The organism is Streptomyces sp. NPDC058051 (genome assembly GCF_042885475.1).
Classification (GTDB): Bacteria; Actinomycetota; Actinomycetes; order Streptomycetales; family Streptomycetaceae; genus Streptomyces.
The window spans coordinates 137,818-156,707 of the sequence record NZ_JBHVRW010000008.1; the positions used below are offsets into that span (position 1 = coordinate 137,818).

Sequence of the window (18,890 nt, forward strand, 5' to 3'; positions counted from 1 at the left end):
GTTCGTATACGCCAGTCGGCAGCGAAGCGGCAGGGCCACTGCGGGGAAGGGCGTTCACGATGACCACCACGAGGACCGATGAGCGGGCCCTGGCGGATCTCCAGCGGGAGCACGGCCCCGCTCTGCTCCACTTCCTGCTCGGGCTGACCTTCGGCGACCAGCAGCGGGCCGAGGACCTGCTCCAGGAGACGCTGGTGCGGGCCTGGCAGCATCCGGAGGCGTTCGACGCCCCGTACGCGTCGATGAGGCCCTGGCTCTTCACCGTCGCGCGACGTCTCGCGATCGACGCGCGCCGCTCCCGGCTGGCCCGGCCGGCCGAGGTCAGTGACGTCGTGCTGGAGGCCGCGGCGGGCGAGGAGAACACCGCGGAGTCCACCGTCCTCGCGCTCGACGTACGCGATGCGGTACGCACCCTCAGCCCGGAGCACCGTGCCGTCCTCGTGCAGATCTACTTCCGCGGCCTCAGCGTGGGCGAGACGGCCCGGGCACTCGGTATTCCGGCGGGCACGGTCAAGTCCCGGTCGTACTACGCGCTGCGTCAGCTCTCCCGGCACCTGCCCGGCTATTCCAGCAGGTCCTCCTCCCTGAGCAGCGCGAGCAGCGACACCACTCCGGCAACCTCCATGTAGTCGGCGGCGCAGCGGTCGCAGGACCGCAGGTGGGCGGCGACGCGGCGGTTCTCGTCGGCCGTGAGGGCGTCGAGCACATAGGCGCCGAGCGCGTGCCGTACATGCGGGCCCTGGCCGGGATCGGCGGTCATCGCATCCTCGTGTCGTGGACGGATCCGGTGGTGACGGATCCTGCCCTTCTGGCCACGCGGGGCGCGCTCCCCCGGTTCAATGCTGCGTGAAGCCCGGTGCCGAGAAGAGAAAGAGGCGAGACGGGATGCACCCGGAACGTCAGGACGGAACCAGTGGGGGCGGGCTGCTGGTCCCGATGGCCTGGATGTACGCCGAGTACATCGCCGACGAGTTGCTGCGGACCGGCGATCTGATGGAGCCGTGCACGCTGGAGTACCGCGCGGGGCGGGACGCGCTCGCGCTCACCGTCTTCCTCTCGGACGGCACGGTGCCCGACGCGCTGCCCGCGGCCCGGATGGACGAGCTGCGGCTGCTGACGGCGTACGGTGCGGCCTGGCGCGGCTGGGTCTGCGACCGGCTCGCCGCGCTGGAGGCGGCCCCGGGGCCCGGGGCGGGCGGTACGGACTGCGATACGGCGCTGGCCCGTGCGGCCTGGCAGTGGCTGGAGGAGACCGAGCTGCTCGCGGCCGATCTCGACGCGATCGGTCCGCCGCCGTGGGAAACGATGGCCGGCGAGGCGGACACGCGGGATGCGGCCCAGGTCTGGACGCCTGCCTGGCAGTTGGGGCTGCCTCTGGGGCATCTGGCGATCCATCTGCACTGACCGCCGCTCGACGGGGTGGTGCCGCCGCGCCCGTCCGGCGCTCGGGAACCCCGCACCTCCAGGTCGGTGCCGCCGGCCCCCGTGGACTCAGGAACCGTGCACCCCCGCGCGGTACTTCGGCAGCCGTACCGTGATCTTCATCCCGGCGCCGATGCCCGTCTCGATGACGAGTCCGTAGTCGTCCCCGTACACCTGGCGCAGCCGTTCGTCGACGTTCAGCAGACCGATTCCGGTGGAGTGGCCGCCCTCGCCGCGCAGGATGTGGCGCAGTCGTTCGGGGTCCATCCCGGCGCCGTCGTCCTCGATGACGACCTCGGCCTCGGAGCCGGCGTCGAGTGCGCGGATGGTGATGCGGGTCAAGGTCTCCTCCGCCTGATCGGAGTCGGGGGCCCGGGGAGGCGTGACAGCTCCTTCGAGGCCGTGTTTGACGGCGTTCTCGACCAGCGGCTGGAGGCAGAGGAACGGCAGGGCGACGGGCAGCACCTCGGGGGCGACCTGGAGGGTGACCGCGAGCCGTTCGCCGAAGCGGGCCCGGACCAGTGCCAGGTACTGGTCGATGGAGTGGAGCTCGTCGGCGAGCGTGGTGAAGTCGCCGTGGCGGCGGAACGAGTACCGGGTGAAGTCGGCGAACTCCAGGAGGAGTTCGCGGGCCTGTTCGGGGTCGGTGCGGACGAACGAGGCGATGGCGGCCAGTGAGTTGAAGATGAAGTGCGGGGAGATCTGGGCCCGCAGCGCCCTGATCTCGGCCTCGATGAGCTGGGTGCGGGAGCGGTCGAGTTCGGCGAGTTCGAGTTGTACGCAGACCCAGCGGGCCACTTCTCCGGCCGCTCTGGCCAGCACCGCGGATTCGCGCGGGGCGTAGGCGATGAGGGTGCCGAGGACCCGGTGGTCGACGGTGAGGGGCACGGCGACGGCCCAGCGCAGGGGGCAGTCGAGGTCGTCGCACTCGCTGCGGAAGGCGGTGTCGCGGCCGTTGCCGAGGAGGCCCCGCACCTCCTCCATGACGTGCCGGCTGTGGTGTTCGCCCTCGCCGTCCCAGACGAGCACCCGGTCGCGGTCGGTGAGGCAGAGGGCGTCGGTGCCGAGCAGGGAGCGGAGCCGGCGGGCGGACCTGCGGGCGCTCTCCTCGGTGAGTCCGGCGCGCAGCGGGGGCGCGGCGAGCGAGGCGGTGTGCAGGGTCTCGAAGGTGGCGTGCTCGACGGGGGTTCCGACGTCGCTGGTGCGGACCGGGCGGGCGGTGCGGCGGCCGAGCAGGAACCCCGCGCCGAGCAGGAGGAGGACGAGCAGGACGAGTACGGCGTATCCGGCCCCGGTCATCGGTCTCTCCCCGAGGTCAGCGCTTCCGGCAGGTGGAAGCGGGTCATGGCGGCGTTGGTGCCGGGGGGTATGCGGCCCGGCGTGGCGAGTGATACCAGGACCATGGCGAGGAAGCCGACCGGCACCGACCAGACGGCGGGCCAGGCGAGCAGGGCGTGCGCCCAGCCGGGCGGGCGTACCGCGCCGCTGACGGTGATGGCGACGGACAGGAACGCGGAGCCGCCGCCGAGGAGCAGCCCGGCGATCGCCCCGGGCGGGGTGAGCCCCCGCCACCAGATGCCGAGGACCAGCAGGGGGCAGAAGGAGGACGCGGAGACGGCGAACGCCATCCCCACCGAGTCGGCCACCGGCACCCGGCTGACCAGAAGCGAACAGGCCAGCGGTACGCACATGGCGAGGACGGTGGCCAGCCGGAAGTGCCGCACCCCGCGCGACGGCAGCACGTCCTGGGTGATGACTCCGGCGACGGCCATCGTGAGGCCGGAGGCGGTCGACAGGAACGCGGCGAAGGCACCGCCCGCGATGAGGGCGCCGAGCAGATCGCCGCCGAGCCCCCCGATGACCCGCTCGGGCAGCAGGAGCACGGCGGCGTCCGCGTCGCCGCCATGGATCAGTTCGGGCACGTACAGCCTGCCCAGCGCGCCGTACACCGGTGGCAGCAGGTAGAACACGCCGATGAGGGCGAGGACGGCGACCGTCGTGCGGCGGGCGTCGCGGCCGTTGGGGCTGGTGTAGAAGCGGACGACGACATGCGGGAGCCCCATGGTGCCGAGGAACGTGGCGACGATCAGTCCGTAGGTGGCGTACAGCGGATGGTCGGCGCGGAAGACGGAGAGCTCCTCGTCGAAGGTGACGCGGGGCCGGCCGTCGCCCTGCCAGGCGAGCACCAGGAAGATCGCGGGGACGAGGAGTGCGGTCAGTTTCAGCCAGTACTGGAAGACCTGTACGAAGGTGATGGAGCGCATGCCGCCCGCCGCGACGGCGATGACGACGACGGACGAGACGAGCACGTCGCCGAGCCAGCCGGGCGCCCCGGTGAGGATCTTGAGCGTCAGTCCCGCGCCCTGGAGCTGCGGTACGAGGTAGAGCCAGCCGGCCGCGACGACGAAGACGCTCACGAGCCTGCGCACCTGCCGCGACTCCAGCCGCCCCTCGGCGAAGTCGGGCAGCGTGTACGCCCCCGAGCGGCGCAGCGGCGCGGCGACGAAGACCAGCAGCACCAGATAGCCGGCCGTGTATCCGACGGGATACCAGAGCATGTCCGGGCCGTGCACGAGCACCAGGCCCGCGATGCCGAGGAAGGAGGCTGCCGAGAGGTATTCGCCGCTGATCGCGGCGGCGTTGAGCCGGGGCCGCACGGTGCGGGACGCGACGTAGAAGTCGGAGGTGGTACGGGAGATGCGCAACCCGAAGCCGCCGACGAGGACGGTCGCGACCACGACGGCGGCGACCGCCGCCACCGCGTACGTACGGCTCACTGCGCGGGACGGCCTTCCACGAGCCGGGCGAAGTCGCGTTCGTTGCGCTCGGCCCGTCGCACGTACCACCAGGCGGCCAGGGTCAGGGGCGGATAGGCGGCGAACCCGAGGACGGCCCAGACGAGTGCGTCGCTGTGCAGGGCCTCGAAGACCAGCGGAAGCGTCCCGACGATCACGACGAGGAGAGCGAACACGGTGATTCCGGCCCGCAACTGGCTGCGCATCAGCGAACGGACGTAGGCGCCGCCCAGTGCGGTCTGCTCGTCGATCTCCGACTGGGTACGGTAGCGCGGCAGTGGGCGCACCCGCCGGGGCTCCCCCGTCACCACTTCGCGCCGGGGTGTTGGCTCTGCGGACATGGGCCCGGAGTGTACGCAGCACCGGTCCCCCGTGGGAAGGGTTCGAGCCCGGGTCGAGCCTGGTCAGCGGCCGGTCTGGCGCATCAGCAGATCACGCAGCGCGCGGGTGTGGCGACGGCTCACGGCGAGCTCCGCAACGCCGATGCGCACGCTCATGCTGCCCGCGTCGAGGCGGAGTTCGTCGATGCGCCCCAGCGCGACGAGATGGCGGCGGTGGATGCGGACGAAGCCGCGCGAGCGCCAGCGTTCCTCCAGAGTGGTGAGGGGGATGCGCACGAGATGGCTGCCGTTGTCGGTGTACAGCCGTGCGTAGTCGCCCTGCGCCTCGGCGTAGGCGATGTCGTCGACCGGGACGAACCGGGTCACGCCGCCCAGCTCCACCGGGATCTGGTCGTTCGCGGTGTCGAGTACGGGTGCGGAGCGGTCACCGACCTGTTCCGCCACGCGTCGTACCGCTTCCGCGAGGCGCTCGCGGCGGACCGGTTTGAGGACGTAGTCGACGGCCTTCAGGTCGAAGGCGTGGACGGCGAAGCCTTCGTGCGCGGTGACGAAGACGATGAGCGGGGGCGCGGCGAATCCGGCCAGGAGCTGGGCGACGTCGAGACCGGTGAGGCCGGCCATGTGGATGTCGAGGAAGACGACGTCGATGGCGGACGGATCGTCGGGGCCCGCGTCGACGGCGCCCCCGATGCGACGCAGCGCCTCGGTGGCCCCGGTGGCGCCCTCGGCGCTGCGGATACGGGGATCGGCGCGCAGAAGGTAGAGGAGTTCCTCCAGAGCGGGTTCTTCGTCGTCGACGGCGAGTACGCGCAGCATGGGCCGGAGTTTAGGGCGTCCGGGGCGGTGGGGAGCCGGGTGGTTCGCCGCTTCTTTCCGCACCGGACGACGGGCGTGCCGCGCAGGCCCGTCCCGATGCCGACACCCGTGCACGGGCGTGCTCGGCGCCCGCCGGTGCCGTCGAGCCTCCCGGCGCCCTACGGGGCCCTCCGGGGCCTTCCTCTGCGAGGAGCGGTCCGGGCGGAGTGCGCCCCCTGCCGGGCGACGGGACCGCCGTCGAGCCGGGCTATTTGAGCAGTCTGGACATCCGCCGGTCGGCCAGGGGCCTGCCACCGGTCTGGCAGGTCGGGCAGTACTGGAGCGAGGAGTCGCTGAAGGACACCTCGCGGATGGTGTCCCCGCAGACGGGACACGCCTCGCCGGTACGTCCGTGGACGCGCATCGCCCTCTTCTTCTCGGCCTTGAGCCTGCCCGCCTCCACTCCGCCGGAGCGCGCGACCGCATCGCGGAGCGTGGTGCGCAGCGCGGTGTGGAGCCGGGTGATGCCGTCGTGGTCGAGGTTCGTCGTGAGCAGGAACGGCGACATCTTCGCGACGTGCAGGATCTCGTCGCTGTACGCGTTGCCGATCCCGGCGATCAGGGACTGGTCGCGCAGGGCTCCCTTGATCCGGCGGCGTTCCCCGGCGAGCAGCGCGGCGAACGCGTCACGGTCGAAGGAGTCGTCGAGGGGGTCGGGGCCCAGGCGGGCGATGCCCGGCACCTCGGCCGGGTCGTGCACCAGGTACACGGCGAGGCGTTTGGTGGTGCCCGCCTCGGTCAGGTCGAAGCCGTCGCCGCCGGTCAGCACGGTGCGCAGGGCCAGGGGGCCCTTGCCGGGGCGCGGCGAGGCGTCGGGGAAGCTGTCCTTCCAGCGCAACCAGCCGGCGCGGGCGAGGTGGGTGATCAGATGCAGCGGGCCGACGGCGATGTCCAGGAACTTGCCGTGCCGGGCGACGCCCGTGACCACACCTTCGTGCAGGGCGCTCAGCGGTGGGTCGTACGTCTTGAGCACGCTGACCTGGAGGGGCAGGACACGGTCGATCTCCTTGCCGACCAGATGGTCGTCGAGGAAGAGCCGCAGGGCTTCGACTTCCGGTAGTTCTGGCATGACTCCAGACTGCCGAAGCTGTCGGCCGGACGCCTGTCAGAGGCCGTACACACGCTCCGCCGTCGTGGCGAAGACACGGTCCCGCTCGTCCTCGGTGAGGGAGTCGGTCAGGGTGCGGGCCGTGTCGACGACCTCCTCGTACGTCGCGGCGAGCCGGCACACCGGCCAGTCGGAGCCGAACATCAGCCGGCCGGGGCCGAAGGCGTCCAGGACGGTGTCGGCGTACGGGCGCAGATCGCTGACGGTCCAGTTGTGCACATCGGCCTCGGTGACCAGGCCGGAGAGTTTGCACACGGTGTTGGGGCGGGCGGCGAGGGCCCGGATGTCGTCGGCCCACGGGTGCGGCTCCCCCGTGGCGATGGGCGGCTTGCCGGCGTGGTCGAGCACGAAGGTCAGCCCCGGCAGCAGGGCCGCGGCCTGGACGGCCGCGGGCAGCTGGTGGGCCTGGACGACGAGGTCGTAGACGAGCCCGGCGTCGGCGACGGCACTCAGTCCGCGCCGGACGTCGGGGCGCAGCAGCCACGCCGGGTCGGGTTCGCCCTGGACCTGGTGACGGATGCCGACGAGCCGGTCACCGCCGGGAAGTTCGCGCAGCGCGGCGAGGGTGTCGGCGATGTCCGGCGCGGTGAGGTCGCACCAGCCGACGACGCCCGCGACGAGGTCGTTGTCGTGAGCCAGGGCCAGGAACTCGGGTGTCTCCTCGGGGACGGTGACGGTCTGGACGAGGACGGTGGCGTGCACCCCGGCGGCCCGGGCCTCGGGCTCCAGGTCGGCGAGGGTGAACGTACGCCGGAGCGGGGCGAGTTCCTCGCCGGTGATCCAGTCCTGGTCGCGTACCGCCAGGTCCCAGACGTGGTGGTGGGCGTCGACGATGCGGTGCCGGCCGGTCACGTCACAGCTCCCAGACGGCCGGGAGACCGGCTTCGGCGCCGTCCGACGAGTAGTCGTGCGCGACGTCGAGGAGGCCGTCCATCCGGGCCTGCCAGGCGACGTTGACGGGAAGCTTCTCCAGTGCGGCGAGGAGCGCCCCGTAGTCCGCGCAGTCGATGACGTGGAAGAGATCGGTGCCGCTGCGCCAGATCGTCCAGGATGTGGCGCCCGCCGCGCGGATGGCCGTGGTCAGTTCCGCGGGGACTTCACGGTGCGCGGCCTCGTACTCCTCGATGCGGTCGGCGCGGACCTTGGTGTGCAGGGCGATTCTCATGTCAGTGTCCGTTCTCGGTCAGCAAGCCCTCGTCGCGCAGGTCGTCCCAGAGTGCGTCCGGGATGTCGCGGCGCAGCAGGGCGGCGGCGTCCCGCACCTCGTCCGGGGAGCGGGTGCCGACGAGCACTCCGGCGACGGCCGGGTGCGTGAGCGGGTAGCGGAGCGCCGCGGCCCTGAGCGGGACGCCATGGCGCTCGGTGACGGCCTTGATGCGCAGCGCCCGGTCCAGGAGGGCCGTCGGCGCGGCCGTGTAGTCGTAGGTCGCCCCGGGACGCGGGTCGGCGAGCAGCCCGGAGTTGAAGACCCCGCCGACGACGACGCTTCGGCCGCGGGCCGCCGCCTCGGGCAGCAGTTCGATCAGGGCTGACTGGTCGAGAAGGGTGTAGCGGCCCGCGCAGAGCACGGCGTCCACATCGGTGTCGCGCAGGAAGCGGGTCAGCATCTCGGTCTGGTTCATGCCCGCGCCGATGGCGCCGATGACGCCCTGCGCGCGAAGCTCCTCCAGCGCCGGGTACGCCTCGTGGAACGCGGCCTGCGCGTGGTCGTCCGGATCGTGCAGGTACGCGATGTCGATGCGGTCGAGGCCGAGCCGTTCGAGGCTGTCCTCGATGCTGCGGCGTACGCCGTCGGCGCTGAAGTCCCAGCGGCGGCGGTGGGTGGCCGGCACGGCGAAGCCTTCGGAGAGCTGATCGGGCGTGCTCGCGTCGGCGGCGGCGCCGGCGGGCAGCGGATCAAGCACCCGCCCCACCTTCGTGGAGAGCACATACGAGTCGCGGGGCCTGGCACGCAGGGCGTCGCCGAGCCGCCTTTCGGAGAGGCCGAGTCCGTAGTGCGGCGCGGTGTCGAAATACCGGACGCCCTCGTCCCAGGCGGCATCCACGGCTGCCGCCGCGCGAGCGGGATCCACGGCGCTGAAGAGATTGCCGATGGCAGCGGCTCCGAAGGACAGCTCGGTGACCTCGACCGTGCTGTTGCCCAGCCTGTTGCGCCGCATGCTTCCGCCGCCCTCCTTGATGATCGCCTTCTGTACACAGCGAATATTCATCGGATCACTTGGGCACGTCAACTCCCTGGGTCGGACGAACTGCGGCACTTTCCCACAGATGTGTCCGACCTATGGCCGATCGGGAGCTATTCCGTTCAGTGTCGGAGGTCAGCCCGTTCCGTGGCGAAAGCCGGTGCGTCCGGAGCCGGTCCGTCCGGCGCCGAGAGCCGGCCCGCTCCGGGCCCGGGGTCAGCTCGTCAGCGCCGGAGGCCGGCCCGTTCAGTGGCCGGGCAACAGCGCCAACAGGTGCGCCACCTCGTCGTCGGCACAGCCCGCCAGCCGCTCCAGGTCGGGCAGCGCCTTGCCGTCGGCCACCAGCCCGACCCGCACCCGTCCGCCGTACGTGGACAGGGCGACGGCCAGGGACTGGCCGCGGGCCAGCGGCGCCATCGGGTAGACGGCACGCAGCGGGCAGCCGCCGAGCGAGAGCGCCGAGCGCGGCAGCGGCACACTGGTGACCAGGACGTCGAAGAGCATTCTGGCCGCGTTCCCGGCGATCGGTGCGCCGAAGCGGTGGGCCAGCGAGGGCAGTTGATCGGCGAGCACGGCGACCGCGCCGGCACCGCGGAAGGGCCCGGCGGATTTGTTGCGGTCCATGGCGGTGCGGACGCTGCGGAGCCGCTGCCAGGGGTCGGGCTCGGCGACAGGAAGCCCGAGGAGATAGGCGGACAGCTTGTTCCCTGTCGCGGCGGCCTGCCCGGGCCTGCGGCGGGAGACCGGCACCAGCGCGCGCGGGTCCGCCGCGGGCAGCGGTTCCCCGCGCTCCAGCATCCAGCGGCGCAGCGCCCCGGCGACGACCGCGAGCAGGACGTCGTTGGTGGTGCCTCCGGCGGCCCGTCGGATCCGCTGGACGGCATCGAGGTCCAGGTCCGCGGTGGCCAGCCGACGGGTGCCGCTGGAGCTCGCGGTGAGCGCGGGTGCGCCGCGCAGGTCGAGACGGCTGGCCCGCACCATCGAGGCGCCGACCCCGAACGCCCGGCCGAGATCCTCGATCCGGCCCAGGGCGAGGCCGGCGACCTGGCGTGGGCCCGGCATCCAGGAGCGGGGCGGCACGGTGCGCACCCGGAGGGGGGACACGCGTGCGGGGCGGGAAGCAGAGGCGATCTCGTCGAAGATCCCGGCCCCGATGGCGACGGCGCGCATCCCGTCGGCGAGCGCGTGGTGGAGCTTGACGAGCACGGCGAAGGGGCCGCCGTCGGCGCCGCCGATCACATACATCTGCCAGGGCGGCAGCCCCCGTTCGAGCGGCTGTTCCATCAGCTCACCGGCGAGCCGGGTGGCGCCCGCCATGAATCCCTCGTCCCCGCCCCGCGCCTCCTCCTCGGTCAGCCGCACAGGTTCGATGTGCCGGCGCACGTCGAAGTCCTTGTCGACGAACCAGGCCGCGCCGCCGACCGGCAGAAGTACGTCCCTGACCCGCATCCGCAGCCGGGGAATCGCGGCGGCACGGGCGCCCAGCAGTTCCAGGACGTCCTGCGGAACGGCTCCGCGCGCCGGGACGGGAGGGGAGAAGACGGCGAGAGCGCCGAGGTGCATGGGGTGGGCATCGGTTTCGAGGTGCCAGAAGGCCAGATCGAGAGGTGCCAGCAGCTGAGTGCCCAACGGATCCTCACGGCATCAGGGGACAAAGAAGATGGAATCGCAGTCAATCGCTCGCGGTCGGTTACGGTCAAGCACAGACATGTTACGTTCTGTTACTGTCGGGTAATGCTCAGCGTTGCTGTCATGCGCGCGGTTTCCGTCCTGCGCATGGATTCCGTCATTCGCGTTCCGGGATGACGAACTCGCACCACACGGACTTGCCGCTGCCCCTCGGCTCCACACCCCACAGGTCCGCCAGCCGGTCCACCAGCATCAGGCCTCGCCCGGACACGCCGGCCTCCCCCGCGTCCCGGCGGCGGGGCAGCGCGCTGGAACGGTCCTCGACATCGACCCGCAGCCGCCGCTCGGGGCCGGTGAGCACCCGGATCGTGACGATCGCCCCGCCATCGGTGTGCATCAGCGCGTTGGTGATCAGCTCGTCGGCGGCCAGCTCGACCTCGTCGGCCCGGCTCCTGGCGCCCCAGGCACGGACCGCCGCACGGATCATGTGCCGAGCGGAACTCAGCGCCTCCGGGTCGCTCTGGGCGACATGCTGCTGGAGCCGGCCGCCCGGCTGAGGCACGTGGGCGGCCTTCCGGCGCAGCAGCAGGAGCGCCACATCGTCCTCGCCGCCACGCCCGTCGATCTCTTCGCAGAGCCGGTCGGCCAGCCGCTGGATGTCCTGCGGACCGTTGTGCACCATGGACGTCAGGAGTTGCATGCCCTCGTCGAGATCGGCCCCGGGCAGCTCCACCAGACCGTCGGTGAACAGCACCAGCATGCGGCCGGGGTCGAGTTCGATCGTGTTGACCGGGTATTCGAGCCGCCCGAACTCGGCCGAGAGTCCCAGCGGCAGCCCTCCTTCCGCGGGCAGCCTGCGGCAGCTGCCGTCGGCGTCACGCACCAGCGGATCGACATGGCCGGCCCGGACCAGCTGCACCACCCCGGTCGTCAGGTCGACCTCGGCGTAGGAACAGGTCGCGAAGCGGTCGGTGTCCAGCTCGTGGAGGAACACGGAGGCCCGGGCCATCACGGTGGCGGGGCTGTGCCCTTCCGCCGCGTAGGCGCGCAGCACGATGCGCAGCTGGCCCATGACGGCCGCGGCATGCGTGTCATGGCCCTGGACGTCCCCGATGACGGCCCCGACCCGGCCGCCGGGCAGTGGGATGACGTCGTACCAGTCGCCTCCGATGTCCCGGCCCAGCCGGGCCGAGCGGTACCGGACGGCGACCTGCGCGCCCGGCACCTCCGGGATCCGACGCGGCAGCATGGCCTGCTGGAGGCCCTCGGCCAGGTCGTGCTCCTGCTCGTACAGCATGGCCCGCTGCAGGCTCTGGGCGATGGAGCTGCCGAGCGCGACGAGCAGATTGCGTTCGTCGCCGGCGAAGCCGCCCCTGTCGTTGTAGAGCAGTCCGATCGCCCCGATGGGCCGGGCCTGGGCGATCAGCGGCAGATAGGCGGCGGACGTGATCCCGAGGTGGCTGATATGCGGCCAGAGAATCGGGTACGAGGTGGCGAAATCCGCGGCCGAGTCGATGAAGCGGGGCGCGAGCGTACGGACGACCTCACTCATCGGGTACGGCTCGTCCGTCCGGGTGTAACGGGTGCCCGGAACGAACGAACCCTCCGGGCCGTCCGCCACCAGATGGATGCGTCCGGCCTCGATCAGCCCCACGACCAGGCTGGCCGCACCGAGATTCGCCAGACCCGAGGAGTTCTGCAGCACCTCGATGACGTCGCGGACCGTCCGGGCGTGGGCCAGCGCGGCCGTGGTGCCCTCGACCAGGCTGGTACGGCGCTGCCGTTCCAGGTCCAGTTCGCGGCGTGCGGTGGAGTCCGCCAGCTCCTGGGTGGCGTCGCGGACGATGCCGATGATGCGGTGGGGGCGACCCGTCTCGTCGCGCTGGATGAAGCCCTGGGTATGGGTCCAGCACAACGTGCCGTCACGCTTCGTGATCCGGAAATACGCGCCGTAATTGCTCTGCCCCCGCTTGAGGGCCTCCGCGATCATGGCGTCGAGCCGGGCACTCTCGTCGCGCGGCATCCGCAGGCCGAGCGACTCCGGCCGGTCGTCGTAATCCTCGGCCCGCAGGTCGAACACGTCGAGCGCGGGTCGGTCCATGTGCATCAGGCCACTGTCGAGATCCCAGTCGAAGCTGCCCATTCGGTTCAGGGCGAGGCTGAGATCCGGGTGGGCGGGCCAGTCGTCCGGGAGTGACAGGGCACCCGCTACCCGATCATCCATGTGGGTCACTCTGCCATCATTTGTCTGATTCTTCGAGCGAACCTCGTGGTCGGCGCGGGGTTCGTCTTCGGAGCATCGGGACGCCTTCACATCCGCCTGCCGGGCACCGGAGAACGGCTCCCCGGAGGGCCCGGAAAACTGCCCGCCGAAAGGCCGCAGGTCAGCAGCGGTTACCGTATGCGGTGGAGCACGGTAAGCCGAGCCTTACTTCTACCCTGCGCCGCACTGCCCGCGTCAGCCCGTTCTAAGGACCTGTACTCCATGACCCGCCCCGTCCGCGTCGCCATAGTCGGAGCCGGCCCCGCCGGAATCTACGCAGCTGACGCGCTGCTGAAATCCGAGGCCGCTCAGGACCCGGGTGTTTCGATCGACCTGTTCGAACGCATGCCCGCGCCCTTCGGCCTGATCCGCTACGGGGTGGCCCCCGACCACCCGCGGATCAAGGGCATCGTCCAGGCACTGCACCAGGTGCTCGACAAGCCGCAGCTGCGGCTGTTCGGGAATGTCGACTACCCCTCCGACATCGACCTGGACGATCTGCGGTCCTTCTACGACGCGGTGATCTTCTCCACCGGTGCGGACGCGGACCGCGCGCTCGACATTCCCGGCAGCTCCCTGGACGGCTCCCACGGCGCGGCCGACTTCGTCTCCTGGTACGACGGTCACCCCGACGTGGAGCGCACCTGGCCCCTGGACGCGGAGAAGGTCGCCGTGCTCGGGGTGGGCAACGTGGCCCTGGACGTGGCTCGCGTGCTGGCCAAGACGGCGGACGAACTGCTGCCGACCGAGATACCCGCGAACGTCTACGACGGCCTCAAGGCCAACAAGGCCCTGGAGGTGCACGTCTTCGGGCGTCGCGGCCCCGCACAGGCCAAGTTCAGCCCGATGGAGCTGCGGGAGCTGGACCACTCGCCGAACATCGAGGTCATCGTCAACCCCGAGGACATCGACTACGACGCGGGCTCGATCGAGACCCGGCGCGGCAACAAGCAGGCCAACATGGTCGCCTCCACGCTGGAGAACTGGGCCATCCGCGACGTGGGCGACCGGCCGCACAAGCTGTTCCTGCACTTCTTCGAGTCCCCGGCGGAGATCGTCGGCGAGGACGGCCGGGTCGTCGGTCTGCGCACCGAGCGGACCGAGCTGGACGGCACCGGGAACGTCAAGGGCACCGGGCGCTTCACCGACTGGGACGTACAGAGCGTCTACCGCGCGGTCGGCTACTACTCGCAGGAGCTGCCGAAGCTCCCGTTCGACGTGACCTCCGGCACCGTCCCGCACGCCGCGGGGCGGGTCGTCGACGGCGAGGAGCCCATGCCGTCGGTGTACGTCACGGGATGGATCAAGCGCGGTCCGATCGGATTGATCGGCCACACCAAGGGTGACGCCAACGAGACGGTCGCCTGCCTCCTGGAGGACCACACCTCCGGCCGGCTGCCCGCCCCGGCACGGCCGGAGCCGGAGGCCGTCACCGCCTTCCTGGAGGAGCGCGGCGTCCGCTACACCACCCGCGAGGGCTGGTACCGCCTGGACGCGCACGAGCGGGCCCTGGGTGCGGAGCAGGGACGCGAGAGGATCAAGGTCGTGGAGCGCGAGGCCATGCTGGACGCCTCCGAGCCCCGCGACTGACGGTACGCACGACCGGTCGGCCGCCGTCGGCGGCCGACCGGGTCGGCGGCCCCGGCTGTCTCGGCAGGGCCGCCCGGCTCGCGATCGGCTCAACGTCCCTGCAGCGCTCTGACGTTGTCCCCGAACGTCCACCCCTGCGACCCGTCCCAGTTGAGCGACCAGGTCATCAGCCCCTTGAGACCGTTGCCGTAGTGGTTCCACGCCTGTGCCACCTGACCGGGCGTCATGTAACCGCCTCCGGCACCCGGTTGGGCCGGAAGCCCCGGCACCTGCTTGTCGTGGGGAACCCTGATGGTGGTGCCCTGGACGACGAGGCCCTTGTCGAGGCAGTCCGTCTGCGCGGTAAATCCTTCGACTGTGCCGGCGGAGTAGGAGTCACCTGCGCATCCGTACATACTGCCGTTGTAGTACTGCATGTTCAGCCACCACAGCCGGCCGTTGTCCGCGTACTTCTTCACGATGGGCAGGTAGGCGCCCCAGATCGAGCCGTAGGTGATGCTCCCGCCGGTGACATAGGCCGTCTCCGGCGCCATCGTCAGGCCGAAGTTCGAGGGCATCCGGGCGAGCACACCGTCGATGATGCGGATGAGGTTGGCCTGCGAGGCCGAGAGGCGGCTGATGTCGCCGCTGCCGGTCAGGCCGGTCTCGATGTCGATGTCGATGCCGTCGAAGTTGTACTTCTGGAGGATCGGCACCACCGTGTCCACGAACCGGTCGGCGACGGCGCTGGAGCCGAGGTCGATTCCGGCGGTCGCGCCGCCGATGGACAACAGGGTCGTGAGTCCGGCGTCCTTGGCCTGGCACATCTCGGCCGGCGTCGGGACCTTCACGGTCGAGTCCATCCCGTCCTCCCACAGGACGGTACCGTCGGAGAGGATGACGGGGAAGGCGGCATTGATCACGTTGTAGCCGTGAGCCGCGATGCGGCTGTCGGTGACGGGAATCCAACCGAGCGGCGGATGCACGCCGTTGGACGCACCGTCCCAGTTCTCCCAGTACCCCTGGAGCACCTTCCCCGAGGGTTTCGACTTGACCGCACAGGTGTCCTCCTGCGCGGCACTCGGCGTCGCACCGACCAGCATCTGCACGACACAGACCGCCGCGACGCCCAACCCCACCAGGCGCGATGTCCGACCGATCATGTTCCGTTCCCTTCCCGCAGGAGTCGATTCATGTCATGACCCTGACAAGGCTCTCCGCGAAGCTCCGCGTGCCACGACGCGCACACCGTAGATTGGTCCAGACCTTTCGTCAAGAGGTCTGGGCCAGGCCAAACACCGACGCCTGGAGGCCGGTTGTAGCCGGAAGTTGGCTTAGCTTAGGCTTACCTAAACCTTCGCGCTCCGCGCAGGATGCCGACTGCTCCGTCCATCAACCCCTGAGGAACACCCATGTCCCGGTTCACCCACGTGCGTCGCCGCACGCTCGTCGCAACTGCGACCGCCGCAGCTTTCGCTCTCGTCCTCGGTGGCTGCTCGTCGAGCGATGACGGCAAGGAGACCTCCGACGCATCCGGGAAGAGCAGCGGAGCGTTCCCGGTCTCGATCAAGAGCGCGCTCGGCACGGCCGAGATCAAGAAGCAGCCCGAACGGATCGTCACCCTCGGTCAGGGCTCGGCGGAGACGGCCATCGCGCTCGGCCACACCCCGGTGGGCATCGAGAAGTACGAGTGGGGCAGCGACAAGACCGGCTACCTGCCCTGGATCCACGAGGCGGTGGAGAAGTCGGGCGACAAGCTGCCGACCCAGTTCACGGGTGGTGAGGACATCGACTTCGAGGCCATCACCGAGCTGGAGCCCGATGTCATCCTCGCGCCGTGGTCCGGGATCACGCAGAAGGACTACGACATCCTGAAGGACATCGCCCCCACGGTGGCCTACCCCGATCTGCCCTGGAGCACGGACTGGGACCAGCAGATCAACACCATCGGCCAGGCGCTCGGCCAGACGGACGACGCGAAGGGCCTCATCTCGAAGATCGAGAAGCAGCTGTCCGACGCGGCGGCCACCCGGCCGGACTACAAGAACTACACGTTCTCGTACATCTACAACACCGGCCCCGGCAGCCTCGGTGTGTTCAAGCCCGACGAGCAGCGCGTCAAGATGGTCTCCTCGCTCGGTCTCACCGTCGACCCGGTGGTGAACACCTTCAAGGAGACCGAGGGCACCGACTCGGCGCTCATCGGCCTGGAGAACGCCGAGAAGCTGAAGGACAGTGATCTGGTGTTCACCTTCTACACGGACGACAAGTCCCGCAAGGAGGTCGAGGCCCAGCCGCTGTACGCGGCCATCCCCGCGGTGAAGAGCGGCGCCGTGGTGTACAGCAAGGACAACTCCTTCGTCACGGCCTCCTCGATCATCAACCCGCTCACCGTGCCGTGGGTGATCGACCGCTACCTGCCGCTGATCGACAAGGCCATCACGTCCGCCGACAACGGCTGAGGTCCGTCACCACCCCCATGGCCACCACCACACGAACACCGCCGAGCGGTGCCGGAACCTCACGGACCGGCACCGCTCGGCGGGTGTATTCCCTCGTCGTCGCACTCGTCGTGCTCGTGCTCGCTGTGTTCGCGAGCGTCATGTTCGGCAGCCGGACCACCTCGTTCACCGATGTGCTGCACGTCCTGTCCGGCTCCGCCGATCCGAATGTCACCACCATCATCGAGAGCCGCTATCCGCGGACCGCGCTCGGTGTGCTCGCCGGCCTCTGTCTGGCGGTGGCGGGCACGCTCATGCAGGGCGTGACCCGCAATCCGCTGGCGGATCCCGGTCTCCTCGGCATCAACGCGGGCGCCTCCGCGAGCGTCGTCGCCGCGACGGCCTTCCTGGGGGCGTCGGGCAGTACGGCCACCATGTGGTGGGCGCTGCCCGGTGCGCTGATCGCCGGTCTGCTCGTCCACGCGATCGGTTCGGCGGGTTCGGGCGGCGGACTGGTGCGGCTCGTGCTCGCCGGCGCGGTGCTCTCCGCCGTACTGTCGGCCTTCATCCAGGCGGTGACCCTGAGCCGGCCTCAGGTGTTCGACAGCTACCGGTACTGGGTCGTCGGTGCGCTCGGCGGAAGGAACTTCGAGGTCCTCCTGTCGGTGCTGCCGTTCGCCGTGGTCGGCCTGGTGGTGGCCGCGGTACTGGGGCCCGGCCTCAACGCACTCGCACTCGGCGACTCGACCGCGGCGTCCCTCGGGTCGAATCCGGCCCTGGTCCGGGCGGGCGGGCTGCTCTCGGCCACCCTGCTGAGCGCCGCGGCGACGGCGGCGGTCGGTCCGATCGCGTTCGTCGGCCTGGCCGTTCCGCATGTGGTCCGGGCCCTGGTCGGCGTCGACTTCCGGGCCCAGATCCTCTTCTCGGCGCTGGTCGGTCCCGCGCTGCTGCTCCTCGCGGATGTCGTGGGTCGGGTCGTCATGCGCCCGCAGGAACTGATGGTCGGTGTCGTGACCGCGTTCATCGGAGCGCCCGCACTGCTCATCGCCGTACGCAGGATGAGGGGCAACGCATGACGTCGCATCAGGCCGGATTCCGCACCGCGTCGCCCAAGGGGTTCCTGACGATCGGGCGGAGCGTGGCAGTGCCACTGCGGCGGGTGTCGGTACTGACGGCGCTCGCGCTGTTCGTGCTGCTCCTGGCGGCAGCCGTCGCCACGCTGTCGCTCGGGCGGCTGGGCATCCCGCTCAACGAACTCGCCGTGGCGGTGACGGGCGGGGCCGAGGGCAAGAACGCCTTCGTCCTGGAACGCCTGCGCGGGCCGCGCCTGGTGGTCGCCATCGGCACCGGCGGGGCGCTCGGTCTCTCCGGGGCGCTGTTCCAGTCCGTCACCCGCAATCCGCTCGGCAGCCCGGACGTGATCGGGCTCGCGTCCGGCGCCGGCGCGGGGGCCTCGATCACCGCGCTGCTGTTCCCGGGCACCGTGCCGGTGGCGCTCGGCGCACTGGTCGGTGCCGTACTCGCCATGGTGCTCGTCCATGCGTCGACCGGCACCGGGTTCCGCAACCCCGCACGGCTGGTCGTCGCCGGGATCGGCGTCGCCGCGATCGGCACGGCGGTCACCCAGTACGTCGTCTACGCCATGGAACGGGACCGGGCCTCCGTCCTCTCCGCGTACGTCAACGGCAGCCTGTCGGCGCGCTCCTGGGACGACGCCACCACGATCTGGCTCGTCCTGCTGGTCGTGGCCCCGCTCACCGCCCTGATCGCGCGGCGGCTGGACGTCGGGGAGATGGGCGACGACATCGCGGGCGCGCTCGGAGCCGAGCCCCGCAGCACGAAGACGACCGCCATCGTCCTGGCCATCGTGCTCTCGGCGGGCGCGGTCAGTGTCGCCGGACCCATCGCGTTCATCTCGCTGACGGCCCCGCAGATCGCCAAGCGGATCACCCGGGTCTCGGGCCCACATCTGTCGCTGTCGGTGCTGACGGGCGCGCTGCTGCTGGTACTCGCGGATCTCTGCGCCCAACAACTGCCGCTGTTCGACAACCTGCCCGTCGGCATCTACACGATGGCCATCGGAGGGGCGTACCTCGGGTGGCTGCTGATACGGGAGTGGCGCCGGGGAGTCCTGTGACTCCCTCGGGATCCGCTGCGCACCGCTGAAGCAGCCGTCCGGCGCCACGGGCACGCCTTCACCCACGCACTGCGGCTCATCCTGTGCGGCCGTCCGGTCCGCCACTCCACCGTACGGCCTCTCTTGAACACGTTCAGAAGAGGCCGT

General features: G+C 70.8%; 18 protein-coding genes. 6 read left to right on the forward strand and 12 right to left on the reverse strand.

The annotated features are described in order from the left end of the window. Positions 1-59 precede the first annotated feature (59 nt). On the forward strand, positions 60-629 hold the full coding sequence (locus tag ACFVUT_RS15725) for a sigma-70 family RNA polymerase sigma factor (RefSeq protein WP_389650171.1): 570 nt from the start codon (positions 60-62) through the stop codon (positions 627-629). On the opposite strand, the gene ACFVUT_RS15730 is transcribed toward ACFVUT_RS15725, so the two are convergent. After that, on the reverse strand, positions 563-760 hold the full coding sequence (locus tag ACFVUT_RS15730; protein WP_389650169.1) for a zf-HC2 domain-containing protein: 198 nt from the start codon (positions 758-760) through the stop codon (positions 563-565). The two genes, ACFVUT_RS15725 and ACFVUT_RS15730, sit on opposite strands and share 67 nt — an antisense overlap. 125 nt (positions 761-885) lie before the next feature. On the opposite strand from ACFVUT_RS15730, the gene ACFVUT_RS15735 reads away from it, so the two are divergent. Beyond that, positions 886-1,404 (forward strand): hypothetical protein, encoded by a 519-nt coding sequence (locus ACFVUT_RS15735; protein WP_389650166.1) that lies wholly within the window; start codon positions 886-888, stop codon positions 1,402-1,404. Between the two features lie 87 nt (positions 1,405-1,491). Here the strand turns inward: ACFVUT_RS15735 and ACFVUT_RS15740 are convergent, their stop codons facing one another. The 10 genes from ACFVUT_RS15740 to ACFVUT_RS15785 form a co-directional block, all read right to left on the reverse strand. After that, positions 1,492-2,721, reverse strand: a complete 1,230-nt coding sequence (locus ACFVUT_RS15740; protein ID WP_389650164.1) for a sensor histidine kinase — start codon at positions 2,719-2,721, stop codon at positions 1,492-1,494. Further along, positions 2,718-4,199 carry a cation acetate symporter gene (locus ACFVUT_RS15745; protein ID WP_389650161.1) on the reverse strand — a complete coding sequence of 494 codons (1,482 nt, stop codon included), beginning with the start codon at positions 4,197-4,199 and terminating at the stop codon, positions 2,718-2,720. Before ACFVUT_RS15745 ends, ACFVUT_RS15740 begins: the two co-directional genes overlap by 4 nt. After that, on the reverse strand, positions 4,196-4,558 hold the full coding sequence (locus ACFVUT_RS15750; RefSeq protein WP_389650158.1) for a hypothetical protein: 363 nt from the start codon (positions 4,556-4,558) through the stop codon (positions 4,196-4,198). The genes ACFVUT_RS15745 and ACFVUT_RS15750 overlap by 4 nt, the downstream gene beginning before the upstream one ends. A 63-nt stretch (positions 4,559-4,621) precedes the next feature. Continuing rightward, positions 4,622-5,374, reverse strand: a complete 753-nt coding sequence (locus ACFVUT_RS15755; protein ID WP_389650155.1) for a LytR/AlgR family response regulator transcription factor — start codon at positions 5,372-5,374, stop codon at positions 4,622-4,624. A 247-nt stretch (positions 5,375-5,621) separates the two neighbouring features. Further along, positions 5,622-6,482: an Fpg/Nei family DNA glycosylase gene (locus ACFVUT_RS15760; protein WP_389650153.1), complete on the reverse strand. Its 861-nt coding sequence runs from the start codon at positions 6,480-6,482 to the stop codon at positions 5,622-5,624. 36 nt (positions 6,483-6,518) lie between these two features. Beyond that, positions 6,519-7,373 carry an amidohydrolase family protein gene (locus ACFVUT_RS15765; RefSeq protein WP_389650150.1) on the reverse strand — a complete coding sequence of 285 codons (855 nt, stop codon included), beginning with the start codon at positions 7,371-7,373 and terminating at the stop codon, positions 6,519-6,521. Position 7,374: 1 nt separating this feature from the next. Beyond that, positions 7,375-7,686 carry an L-rhamnose mutarotase gene (locus tag ACFVUT_RS15770; RefSeq protein WP_389650148.1) on the reverse strand — a complete coding sequence of 104 codons (312 nt, stop codon included), beginning with the start codon at positions 7,684-7,686 and terminating at the stop codon, positions 7,375-7,377. Position 7,687: 1 nt separating this feature from the next. Then, a complete protein-coding gene (locus ACFVUT_RS15775; protein ID WP_389650454.1) occupies positions 7,688-8,680 on the reverse strand; it encodes an aldo/keto reductase in 993 nt (330 codons plus the stop codon). A 270-nt stretch (positions 8,681-8,950) separates the two neighbouring features. Continuing rightward, positions 8,951-10,333, reverse strand: a complete 1,383-nt coding sequence (locus tag ACFVUT_RS15780) for a wax ester/triacylglycerol synthase family O-acyltransferase (protein WP_389650145.1) — start codon at positions 10,331-10,333, stop codon at positions 8,951-8,953. 157 nt (positions 10,334-10,490) lie between these two features. Next, on the reverse strand, positions 10,491-12,557 hold the full coding sequence (locus tag ACFVUT_RS15785; RefSeq protein WP_389650142.1) for a SpoIIE family protein phosphatase: 2,067 nt from the start codon (positions 12,555-12,557) through the stop codon (positions 10,491-10,493). A 261-nt stretch (positions 12,558-12,818) separates the two neighbouring features. On the opposite strand from ACFVUT_RS15785, the gene ACFVUT_RS15790 reads away from it, so the two are divergent. Then, complete coding sequence (locus ACFVUT_RS15790) at positions 12,819-14,186, forward strand: FAD-dependent oxidoreductase (protein WP_389650139.1); 1,368 nt, start codon at positions 12,819-12,821, stop codon at positions 14,184-14,186. Positions 14,187-14,275: 89 nt separating this feature from the next. On the opposite strand, the gene ACFVUT_RS15795 is transcribed toward ACFVUT_RS15790, so the two are convergent. Next, positions 14,276-15,325 carry a chitinase gene (locus ACFVUT_RS15795; RefSeq protein WP_389650451.1) on the reverse strand — a complete coding sequence of 350 codons (1,050 nt, stop codon included), beginning with the start codon at positions 15,323-15,325 and terminating at the stop codon, positions 14,276-14,278. Positions 15,326-15,577: 252 nt separating this feature from the next. Between ACFVUT_RS15795 and ACFVUT_RS15800 the strand changes: the two genes are divergently transcribed. From ACFVUT_RS15800 to ACFVUT_RS15810, 3 genes are read left to right on the forward strand one after another with little or no spacing between them, the layout of a single operon-like run. Further along, positions 15,578-16,627 (forward strand): iron-siderophore ABC transporter substrate-binding protein, encoded by a 1,050-nt coding sequence (locus ACFVUT_RS15800; protein ID WP_389650136.1) that lies wholly within the window; start codon positions 15,578-15,580, stop codon positions 16,625-16,627. Positions 16,628-16,644: 17 nt separating this feature from the next. Then, a complete protein-coding gene (locus tag ACFVUT_RS15805) occupies positions 16,645-17,682 on the forward strand; it encodes a FecCD family ABC transporter permease (RefSeq protein ID WP_389650133.1) in 1,038 nt (345 codons plus the stop codon). Next, on the forward strand, positions 17,679-18,743 hold the full coding sequence (locus ACFVUT_RS15810) for a FecCD family ABC transporter permease (protein WP_389650130.1): 1,065 nt from the start codon (positions 17,679-17,681) through the stop codon (positions 18,741-18,743). Before ACFVUT_RS15805 ends, ACFVUT_RS15810 begins: the two co-directional genes overlap by 4 nt. Positions 18,744-18,890: the final 147 nt, after the last annotated feature.

What these genes read in the sequence shown, in the direction of transcription:
- ACFVUT_RS15775 (WP_389650454.1), bottom strand. Translation starts at nt 8,680, where the DNA reads ATGCGGCGCAACAGGCTGGGCAACAGCACGGTCGAGGTCACCGAGCTG.
- ACFVUT_RS15770 (WP_389650148.1), bottom strand. Translation starts at nt 7,686, where the DNA reads ATGAGAATCGCCCTGCACACCAAGGTCCGCGCCGACCGCATCGAGGAG.
- ACFVUT_RS15800 (WP_389650136.1), top strand. Translation starts at nt 15,578, where the DNA reads ATGTCCCGGTTCACCCACGTGCGTCGCCGCACGCTCGTCGCAACTGCG.
- ACFVUT_RS15805 (WP_389650133.1), top strand. Translation starts at nt 16,645, where the DNA reads ATGGCCACCACCACACGAACACCGCCGAGCGGTGCCGGAACCTCACGG.
- ACFVUT_RS15730 (WP_389650169.1), bottom strand. Translation starts at nt 760, where the DNA reads ATGACCGCCGATCCCGGCCAGGGCCCGCATGTACGGCACGCGCTCGGC.
- ACFVUT_RS15750 (WP_389650158.1), bottom strand. Translation starts at nt 4,558, where the DNA reads ATGTCCGCAGAGCCAACACCCCGGCGCGAAGTGGTGACGGGGGAGCCC.
- ACFVUT_RS15735 (WP_389650166.1), top strand. Translation starts at nt 886, where the DNA reads ATGCACCCGGAACGTCAGGACGGAACCAGTGGGGGCGGGCTGCTGGTC.
- ACFVUT_RS15785 (WP_389650142.1), bottom strand. Translation starts at nt 12,557, where the DNA reads ATGGATGATCGGGTAGCGGGTGCCCTGTCACTCCCGGACGACTGGCCC.
- ACFVUT_RS15810 (WP_389650130.1), top strand. Translation starts at nt 17,679, where the DNA reads ATGACGTCGCATCAGGCCGGATTCCGCACCGCGTCGCCCAAGGGGTTC.
- ACFVUT_RS15755 (WP_389650155.1), bottom strand. Translation starts at nt 5,374, where the DNA reads ATGCTGCGCGTACTCGCCGTCGACGACGAAGAACCCGCTCTGGAGGAA.
- ACFVUT_RS15725 (WP_389650171.1), top strand. Translation starts at nt 60, where the DNA reads ATGACCACCACGAGGACCGATGAGCGGGCCCTGGCGGATCTCCAGCGG.
- ACFVUT_RS15790 (WP_389650139.1), top strand. Translation starts at nt 12,819, where the DNA reads ATGACCCGCCCCGTCCGCGTCGCCATAGTCGGAGCCGGCCCCGCCGGA.
- ACFVUT_RS15740 (WP_389650164.1), bottom strand. Translation starts at nt 2,721, where the DNA reads ATGACCGGGGCCGGATACGCCGTACTCGTCCTGCTCGTCCTCCTCCTG.
- ACFVUT_RS15760 (WP_389650153.1), bottom strand. Translation starts at nt 6,482, where the DNA reads ATGCCAGAACTACCGGAAGTCGAAGCCCTGCGGCTCTTCCTCGACGAC.